This window comes from Pseudomonas sp. P7758 (assembly GCF_013386485.1).
Taxonomy (GTDB): domain Bacteria; phylum Pseudomonadota; class Gammaproteobacteria; order Pseudomonadales; family Pseudomonadaceae; genus Aquipseudomonas.
Genome location: NZ_JACARS010000185.1, coordinates 214 through 8099 on the forward strand (window position 1 = coordinate 214; position 7886 = coordinate 8099).

Below are 7886 nucleotides of genomic sequence, written 5' to 3' on the forward strand. Positions count from 1 at the left end.
ATGCCGCCATGCGCGCCACGAGCGCTGCCCGTGCTTCCAGAGCGGCGCTGTAATCGCTGAGGCTGATCTGCTCGCCCAGTCGGGCAATGCGCAGCAACCCCGGGTCCATCAATTGCCGCTGCGCATCGCTCAACGGCCCGGCCAGGCGTGCTGCACCGGCAAACCATAAAGTATTGAACACCTCCAGCGGATCACTGAACCCCGGATCAATCTGTTCAACCTGCGCGCCCAGCTGCACCAGGCCTTCTACCGCCTGGGCGACCACCCTGGCCACTTGCGGGTCCACATCGACATAACCGAAGTTCGGGCTATAGGCGATACGCAGCCCCTTCAAATCAGCCCCGGCGTGCAACCATGGCGTGGTCCGGGGCGCGCCGATCAAACCATCCCGCGCATCCGGCTGGGCGATGGTTTGCAGCATCAGCACCGAGTCTTCCACGGTGCGGGTCATCGGCCCCAGGTGCGACAGAATCGTCATCGAACTGGCCGGCCATTGCGGCACATAACCGAAGGTCGGCTTGATGCCGAAGGTGCCGGTGAAGGCACAGGGGATCCGGATCGAGCCGCCGGCATCGCTGCCCTGGTGCAGCACGCCGAGGTTCAAGGCCGCCGCCGCACCGGCACCACCGGACGAACCGCCCGCCGTCATGCGCGTGTCCCACGGGTTGCGGGTAATGCCATACAGCGGGTTATCGGTGACGCCTTTCCAGCCGAATTCCGGTGTGGTGGTCTTGCCCAGCAATACCGCGCCGGCCTTGCGCATGAAGGCCGAGAAGGGCGCATCCACATCCCATCGACCCTCGGCGGATGTGGTACGCGAACCCTTGCGCGTCGGCATGCCGATGGTCTGCGTCAGGTCCTTGATGGAGGAGGGCACCCCGTCCAGGGCCCCGCACGGCTGGCCCTTGAGCCAGCGCTGTTCCGAATCCCGCGCCGCCTTCAAGGCGCCTTCCGGGTCGACGTGGCAGTAGGCGTTGACCGCCGGGTTGTAGCGTTCGATTCGCAGCAGGGCGTCTTCGGTGACCTCCACCGGCGACAGGCTTTTATCCCGATAGCGGGCCAGCAGCTCAACTGCGGTCAGGTTGGCGATATCCGTCATGCCGCTTTACCTCCTTGCGCCGCGTTGACCATGGCCCGCAGCAACACCGCGCAGCCCGCCGCCAGGTCATCCGGCGCGGCGTTCTCGATTTCGTTATGGCTGATGCCGCCTTCGCACGGCACAAAGATCATTCCGGCCGGGCCCAGTTCGGCGACGAAGATCGCGTCATGCCCGGCGCCGCTGACGATGTCCATATGGCTCAGGCCCAGGCTGCTCGCGCCATCACGCACGGCGTTGACACAGGCAGGGTTGAAATCCAGCGGCGGGAAGTCGGCAGTGGGTATCAGCTCAAAGCTCAAGCCGTGTTGCTCGGCGGTGGCTTCGATCACCTGGCGCACTTCGTCGACCATCGCTTGCAGCTTGTCGGCGTGCAGGTGGCGCAGGTCGATGGTCATGTGCACCTGGCCGGGAATCACGTTGCGTGAGCCGGGATGCAGGCTCAGGCAACCGACGGTGCCGCAGGCGTGGGGTTGTTGTTCGTGGGCGATGCGATTCACCGCGCTGACCACTTGCGCCGCGCCTACCAGTGCGTCCTTGCGCAGGTGCATTGGCGTCGGGCCCGCGTGGGCTTCGACGCCGGTGAGGGTCAGGTCGAACCACTTCTGGCCCAGGCAGCCCATGACCACGCCGATGGTGGTGGCCTGGTCTTCCAGCACCGGACCCTGCTCGATATGCGCCTCGAAATAGGCGCCCACCGGGTGGCCCAGCACGGCGCGGGAACCGGCATAGCCGATGCGCTGCAATTCAGCGCCCACCGACAGCCCTTGCTCGTCCTGCTTGTCGAGGGTTTCCTGCAGGTCGAACTTACCGGCGAACACCCCAGAACCCATCATGCACGGCGGGAATCGCGAGCCTTCTTCGTTGGTCCACACCACCACTTCAATCGGTGCTTCGGTCTCGATGTGCAAATCATTGAGGGTGCGGATCACCTCCAGTCCAGCCATCACGCCGTAGCAACCGTCGAACTTGCCGCCGGTAGGCTGGGTGTCGATATGGCTGCCGGTCATCACCGGCGCCAGTGCCGGATTACGCCCGGCACGGCGGGCAAAGATATTGCCGATGGCGTCGACGCTGACGCTGCATCCGGCGGCTTCGCACCATTGCACGAACAGGTCGCGGGCCTGGCGGTCGAGGTCGGTAAGGGCCAGGCGACATACGCCACCTTTTGGCGTGGCGCCCAGGCGGGCGAGGTCCATCAACGATTGCCACAGGCGCTCGCGGTTGATCAGCGGGGCGTTGCTCTGGAGCGGTTGCGCAAAACTATTCATCAGCAGTCTCCGGTCAGGCACTCAGGGCCAGGTAACGGTTCTTGATCGTCGGGTCGGCGCGGAAGGCTTCGGCACTGCCTTCGTACACCACGCGGCCCTGTTCGAGGACGTAATGGCGGTCGGCGAGCTTGTCGCAGACCATCAGGTTCTGTTCCACCAGCAGCACCGGCAGGCCGTCTTCCTTGACCTTGCGCAGGATCTTCACCAGCTCGTCGACGATCACCGGCGCGAGGCCTTCGGTGGGCTCATCGAGGATCAGCAGCTTGGGATCGTTGAGCAGCGCGCGGGCGATGGCGAGCATCTGTTGCTCACCGCCGGACAGCGCGTGGCCGGCGTTCTTGCGGCGCTCCCTGAGGCGCGGGAACATGCCGTACACGTCTTCCATCTGCCAGCGGCTGGTCTTGCGCACGGCAATGCGCAGGTTTTCCTCCACCGTGAGCAGGCGGAAAATCCCGCGGTTCTCCGGCACCAGCGCCAGGCCCTGGCGGGCGATTTCGAAGATTTTCTGCCCCACCAGCGGCTGGCCGTTGAAGTGAATCTGGCCCTGGCGCGGGCAGATAATCCCGAGGATGCTGCGCAGGGTGGTGGTCTTGCCGGCACCGTTGCGCCCCAGCAGGGTCACCAGTTCGCCAGGGTTGACGGTCAGGGACACGCCTTCAAGGACGTGGCTCTTGTCGTAGTAGGAATGGATATTGTCGACGGTCAGCATCAGGCGGCTTCTCCCAGGTAGGCGGTGCGCACGCGCTCGTCGGCGCGCACGAATTCCGGTGTGCCTTCCACCAGGATCTGGCCGTGACTCATCACGGTGATGCGTTGGCTGATGGACATGACGATGCTCATGTTGTGCTCGATCAGCAGCACGGTATGGTCGCGGCCGAGGTCGCTGATCAGTTGGGTCATGATCGGGATGTCGTCGATGCCCATGCCCGAGGTGGGTTCGTCGAGCATCAGCAGCTTGGGTCTGGAGCAGATCGACATGCCGACTTCCAGCACCCGCTGCTGACCGTGGGACAACTCGCCGGCCAGGGTGTCGGCGCGGGCGGTGAGTTGCAGGCGTTCCAACACCTGGTCGGCCATTTCCAGGTGTTCGCGCTTGCTGTCGACCCGGCGCCAGAAGTTCAGCGCGCGGGCGCCGTCGCGACCCTGGGCGGCCAGGCGCAGGTTTTCGCGCACGCTGAGGTTCTGGAACAGGCTGGTGAGCTGGAACGAGCGCGCCATGCCCAGGCCGACGCGGCCGTGGGCCGGTTTGCGCATCAGGTTCTTGCCGTCGAAATGAATTGCTCCGGCGGTGGCCTGGCGTTCGCCGGTCAGGCAGTGGAACAGGCTGGTCTTGCCCGCGCCATTGGGGCCGATGATGGTGTGGATGGTGCCGGCTTCGACCTTGAGGTTGACACCGTTCACCGCGTGGAACGCACCGTAGGCCAGTTCCAGGTTCTTGGTTTCCAGCAGGATGCTCATGACAGCTTCTCCTTGGTCACAACGTCGGCCTTGCGGCTGCCGCGCACACGGTCGAACAGGGTCGACAGACCGCCCCACAAACCGCCGCGCATGAAGATCACCACCAGGATCAGGATCACCCCCAGCAGCATCAGCCAGCGCGGCCACAGATCGGAAAGGAAGTCCCCCAGCAGCACGATGGAACCGGCGCCCAGCAACGAGCCGAACAGCGAGCCGGTGCCGCCGACGATGGTCATGATCAGGATGTTTTCGGACATCGCCAGGTCGATGTTCGACAGCGGCACAAAGTGCAGCAGCATCGCGTACAGCGCCCCGGCAATCCCGGTGACGGCGCCGGACAACACGAACACCAGGATCTTGAAGTGGCGGGTGTCATAGCCGATGGCCGAAGCGCGGGTTTCGTTTTCGCGAATCGCCATCAGCGTGCTGCCGAATGGAGAGGCGATCACCCGGCGGGCGCCGATGAAGATCAGCAGGAACAGCACCGCGACAAACCCGTAGAACGCGCGGGCGTCGGTCAGCGACAGAAGCACGGTGTCACCGATGCGGATTTCCGGGCGCGGCACGCTGAGCAGGCCGTTGTCGCCGCCGGTCCAGTCGCTCAGGGTGTAGGCGACGAAGTAGGCCATCTGGCTGAAGGCCAGGGTCAGCATCACGAAGTAAATGCCGGTGCGACGGATCGCCAGGGCGCCCACCAGGAAAGCCAGGAAACCACCGGCGACGGCGGCACCCAGCAGTGCGCTGAACAGCCCCAGTTGCAGGTGAATCATCAACAGCGCCGCGCAGTAGGCGCCGGCCCCGAAGAAGATGCCTTGGCCGAACGACAGCAGCCCGGTGTAACCCAGCAGCAGGTTGCAGGCGAGGGCGGCCATGGCAAAGATCAGGATCTCGGTGGCCAGGGTCGCCGAGGGCAGAATCAACGGCAGGCCGATCAACACCACGAGCACCAACAGCAGCATGTAGCGCGACTGGGTCTTGGCGAACGGCAGGGGATTTTTCTCGCTCATGTCAGGCTCTCCCGAACAGGCCGTAAGGACGCACCAGGATCACCACGGCCATCGCACCGTAGATCATCAGGCTCGCGCCCTGGGGCCAGAGTGTGGTCATCAGGCTTTGCACCACGCCGACCAGCAGGCCGCCCACCAGTGCACCGCTGAAGGAACCCATGCCGCCAATCACCACCACCACGAACGCCACGCCGAGGATTTCCGGGCCGACAAAGGGCTGGGCGCCGCGCAACGGGGCGAACAGCACACCGGCCACACCGGCGAGGGCCACGCCGAGGGCGAAGGTCATGGAGAACAGGCGGAAAATGTTGGTGCCCAGCAGGGACACGGTTTCCGTGCTTTCACTGCCGGCCCGCACCAGGGCGCCGAAGCGCGTGCGTTCCAGCAGCAGCCACAGGCCAAGGCCGACGAGGCCGGAGAACACGATCAGGAACAGGCGGTAGTAGGGGTAGACAAAATCGCCCACCACCAGCACCCCGCGCAGCAATTCCGGTACGGCGACACTCTTGCCCACCGGGCCCCAGATCATCACGCTGGCTTCCTGGATGATCAGGGCAATCCCCAGGGTCACCAGAATCTGGAACATGTGCGGCAAGTGATAAATCCGCTGGATCAATAATCGCTCGATCACCCAGGCCAGCGCGGCCACCACCAGCGGCGCGATCAGCAGTGCCAGCCAGAAGCTGCCGGTGAGGCTGACGGCGGTGTAGCAGATGTAGGCGCCCAGCAAAAAGAACGCACCGTGGGCGAAGTTGACGAAGTTCAGCAGGCCGAAAATGATCGTCAAGCCGACCGCGATCAGGAAGTAGATCATCCCAAGGCCCAGGCCGTTGAGAATCTGGAACAGGTAAAGATTAAGCATGCAGGAACCCTCGGCAGGTGGCCGCATGAGCGGCCCTGCGCTGTGTCACCAGTAGATTTTCAGCGGATCAGCCGAGCACGCAGCCCGTGGCTTCCACCGGCGGGAACGACTGGCCGGAGCTGAGCACCTTGGCCAGATCGTCCTTGTCGGCCATGTCGCCTGCGGCCTTGCCCACCAGCAGGTAGTAGTCCTTGATCACCTGATGGTCGCCGGAGCGGATCGACTCCTTGCCGGTGGGGCCTTCGTAGCTCAGGCCCTGCATGGCCTTGGCCACGGTCGGCCCGTCGAAACTGCCGGTGGAGATGATGGTTTCGAGCATGACCTTGGTGCTGATGTAGTCGGCGGCCAGCGGGTAAGTGGGGTTGATGCCGTATTTGGCCTTGGTGAGTTTCACCAGGTCACGGTTGAGCGGGGTGTCGACCTGATGCCAGTACTGAGCGCCGAGGTACACACCTTCCAGTACGTCACTGCCCAGCTCCTGGAACTGGTCGAGGCCGGCGGACCACACCAGCAACACTTTCATGCGCTCCTTGATACCGAAGTTCACCGCCTGACGCAGGGTGTTGGACGACTGGCTGCCGAAGTTCAGCAGCACCAGCACGTCGGGTTTGGCGGCGATGGCATTGGTCAGGTAGCCGGAGAACTCCTGCTCCTGCAGCGAGTGGTAGCTGTTGCCGGCGTGTTCCAGGCCATGCTCGGCCAGCACCGATTTGGCGCCTTCGAGCAGGGCTTCGCCGAACACGTATTGCGGGGTGATGGTGTACCAGCGCTTGGCGTCGGGCAGCAGCTTGATCAGCGGCACGAGGGTCTCGCGGATCGCGCCGTAGGTCGGCACCGACCAGCGGAACGTGGCGCTGTTGCAGTCCTTGCCGGTGACTTCATCGGCGCCCACCGGGGTCATGAACACGCCACCGGCCTTGCTCACTTCCTTGGCCACCGCGAGTGCCGAAGACGACAGGGTACAGCCCTGGAAAAAGCGTGCGCCGTCCTGCTGGATCGCTTCCTGGACTTTACGCACGGCCTTGCCGGCGTTGCCTTCGGTGTCGATCACTTTGTAGACCAGCGGGCGGCCGAGTAACTCGGGATGCTGTTCCACCGCGAGGCGTGAACCCATGTCGGCAAATTTGCCATAACTGGCAAAGGCGCCAGACATGGACTTGAGGCCGTAAAAGGTAAAAGGCTCGGCGGCGAATGCAGAACGCACGCTCAGCGGGAGGCTGAGGGCGGCGGCTGCGGTGAGACTGGCTTTCAACAACGTACGACGCTGCATGGGGTGACTCCCTGGATTAGTTATTGGCAGGAGTGGCAATGGCGATACGGTGGAGCACGGCCTGTGGGCAGGCCTTTTATTGGTGGAGGGTGCGGCTTAGTGGTTGTGGTCGAACTCCAGTAGAAAGTGCGGGCTGACTTCACCTTCAAGGGCGGTCATGTGGTGTTCGGCGTCGCACATGTGTTCGTGCATCAGGCTGCGTACGGTGGCTTCGTCTTCGGCCCGGAAGGCGATCAGCAGTTGTTTGTGGTAGTCGAGGTTGGCGGCGTCGAATTGCTTGCGCTTGGGTTTGTAGGCTTTTTTCAGCACGACCAGGTCACGCAGCAGGTCGTTGAGGAATTGCGCCATGAAGCTCAGCAGCGGGTTGGGGCAGGCCTTGGCCAGCAGGTTGTGGAATTCCAGTTCGGCGATGCGTTGTTCGCGTTGGCCGGCTTCGCTGTCTTCGGGGGCGCTGCAGAAATCGACGTTGTCCTGGAGGGCGCGGTAGTCGTCTTCGCTCAGGCGGCCCAGGACCGAGACGGCGAGTTCGACTTCGATGACTTTGCGCAGCTGGTAGACCTGCTCGCCGTCCAGGTGCTGGAAGTGCAGGTAGTTGCGCAGGGCGCGGCTGGCGGGTTCGGTGCCGGCCTGGTTGAGATAGGCGCCGCCGCTGGGGCCGGTGCGGGTGTTGACCAGGCCTTCGACTTCCAGCGCCTTGAGGGCTTCGCGGGCGGAGCCTTTGGAGCACTGGAAGCTTTCCATCAGTTCGCGTTCGGTGGGCAAGCGGTCGCCGGGCTTCAGGGCGTCGGTGACGATGGAGCGTTTGACCGACTCGACGATCACGTCGGAGAGCTTCTGGCGTTTGCGGCGCAACGGGCGGCTTAGCATGGTGTTTGATTGATCCTATTAATGCGGATTAATAGTACTTAATAGGGGTTTGGGG

8 protein-coding genes are annotated in these 7886 nt (G+C 63.8%); all 8 read right to left on the bottom strand.

Annotated features, from left to right (window positions below; genetic code table 11):
• On the bottom strand, positions 1-1099 hold a 1099-nt coding region (locus HX873_RS29555; RefSeq protein ID WP_256349681.1), incomplete at its 3' end, for an amidase.
• Complete coding sequence (locus HX873_RS29560; protein WP_177123613.1) at positions 1096-2367, bottom strand: Zn-dependent hydrolase; 1272 nt, start codon at positions 2365-2367, stop codon at positions 1096-1098. The genes HX873_RS29555 and HX873_RS29560, both read right to left, overlap by 4 nt.
• A gap of 13 nt (positions 2368-2380) precedes the next feature.
• Entirely contained in the window at positions 2381-3076 is a 696-nt protein-coding gene (locus HX873_RS29565; protein ID WP_003215757.1) for an ABC transporter ATP-binding protein, read from the bottom strand.
• Positions 3076-3825, bottom strand: a complete 750-nt coding sequence (locus HX873_RS29570) for an ABC transporter ATP-binding protein (RefSeq protein ID WP_003215756.1) — start codon at positions 3823-3825, stop codon at positions 3076-3078. The genes HX873_RS29565 and HX873_RS29570 overlap by 1 nt, the downstream gene beginning before the upstream one ends.
• Entirely contained in the window at positions 3822-4832 is a 1011-nt protein-coding gene (locus tag HX873_RS29575; protein ID WP_087694650.1) for a branched-chain amino acid ABC transporter permease, read from the bottom strand. Before HX873_RS29575 ends, HX873_RS29570 begins: the two co-directional genes overlap by 4 nt.
• 1 nt (position 4833) lies before the next feature.
• Positions 4834-5694, bottom strand: a complete 861-nt coding sequence (locus HX873_RS29580) for a branched-chain amino acid ABC transporter permease (RefSeq protein ID WP_003215751.1) — start codon at positions 5692-5694, stop codon at positions 4834-4836.
• A gap of 67 nt (positions 5695-5761) precedes the next feature.
• Positions 5762-6964 (bottom strand): ABC transporter substrate-binding protein, encoded by a 1203-nt coding sequence (locus tag HX873_RS29585; RefSeq protein ID WP_177123614.1) that lies wholly within the window; start codon positions 6962-6964, stop codon positions 5762-5764.
• Between the two features lie 96 nt (positions 6965-7060).
• Positions 7061-7831: a FadR/GntR family transcriptional regulator gene (locus HX873_RS29590; protein WP_003215747.1), complete on the bottom strand. Its 771-nt coding sequence runs from the start codon at positions 7829-7831 to the stop codon at positions 7061-7063.
• Between the last annotated feature and the right edge of the window lie 55 nt (positions 7832-7886).